The organism is Polaromonas sp. P3_C2, assembly GCF_056402675.1.
The window spans coordinates 1-1,309 of the sequence record NZ_JBFUGX010000928.1; the positions used below are offsets into that span (position 1 = coordinate 1).

Here is a 1,309-nt window from a genome sequence, read left to right on the forward strand (position 1 = left end):
GTAGCCCTCGTCTTCTTCCATGTAGCCTATGGTGTAGATGTGCACCATGAGCGACACAAAGGTCACCACGCACATCATCATGGCTGTGAGGCCGTCGACCAGGAAACCGATTTCCATTTTCAGGCCACCGACGCTCATCCAGGTGTAGAGCGTCTCGTTGAAGCGCGCGCCGTCAATCGCCACGCTCTTGAGCGTCATGGCCGAAATGATGAAAGCCACCAGCACCCCGAGGATGGTGAGGGTGTGCGACAGGCGCCGGCCTATCCAGTTGCCGCCGAAAGAGGTGCCGAGAATACCGGCCGCCAAGGCGCCGGCCAGCGGCGCCAGCGGGACGGCCAGCAGAGTTGAAGCGTTGAGGGTGGATGCCATATCAGTTTTTCTTCGTCAAGCAAGTTGCGCTGGCAAACAAGGAAGCCATGCCAGGGCCGCCACGGAACCGGCTCTGCCGGGCCGTCAGCGGCGCCCCCTTGAGGGGGAGGCGGCCGGAGGCCGCTTCGGGGGGGAGCGTCATCTTTAGCCCTGGAGCGTGTTGAGTTCGTCGACGTTGATGCTGGACTTGTTGCGGAACAGCAGCACCAGGATGGCCAGGCCTATGGCCGATTCGGCCGCAGCGACGGTCAGGATGAAGAACACAAATACCTGGCCGGCCATGTCATTCAGGTAGTACGAGAAGGCCACAAAATTCATGTTGACCGCCAGCAGCATGAGCTCGATSGCCATSAGCAGCACGATCAGGTTCTTGCGGTTCAGGAAGATGCCGATSACCGACAGCGCGAACAGCATCGCGCCCAGCGAAAGAAAATGTCCCAGTGTGAGCGTCATGGCTTCTTTTCCTCGGCAGGTACTGCAGCCGGAATGACAGCTGGTGCGGCCACAACGGATTTCATCTTGACCAGGCTTACACGGTCAGCGCGCTTGACCCGTATCTGTTCTGAAGGGTTCTGGTATTTGGAGTCCTTGCGTGCACGCAAGGTCAGCGCGATGGCCGCAATGATGGCCACCAGCAGAATCACCGCGGCAACTTCCAGCGGATAGAGGTATTCGGAGTACAGCAGTTTGCCGAGCTCCTTGGTATTGGAGATCTGCGCGCCTATCTGGCCCGCGGCGGTCGCGGCCTTGGGTGGCTCACGAAAACCGCCCATCAGCACGTAAGACATTTCCAGCGCGATGATGGCGCCCACTGACCCGGCCAGCGGGAAGTGCTTCCAGAAGCCCTTGCGGACACTGTCAATATTGATGTCCAGCATCATCACGACGAACAGGAAGAGCACCATCACAGCACCCACATAAACCAGCACCAGCGTAATGG

At 59.3% G+C, this 1,309-nt stretch carries 2 protein-coding genes and 1 pseudogene; all 3 read right to left on the reverse strand.

Annotated elements, in window-relative coordinates:
- Positions 1-369 (reverse strand): annotated as a pseudogene (locus tag AC1DWI_RS23470) (NADH-quinone oxidoreductase subunit L); the annotation flags it as partial.
- A gap of 144 nt (positions 370-513) precedes the next feature.
- Entirely contained in the window at positions 514-822 is a 309-nt protein-coding gene (gene nuoK / locus AC1DWI_RS23475) for an NADH-quinone oxidoreductase subunit NuoK (protein WP_007864437.1), read from the reverse strand.
- Positions 819-1,309: NADH-quinone oxidoreductase subunit J (locus AC1DWI_RS23480; RefSeq protein ID WP_477725953.1), on the reverse strand; the 491-nt coding region annotated here is incomplete at its 5' end. The genes nuoK and AC1DWI_RS23480, both read right to left, overlap by 4 nt.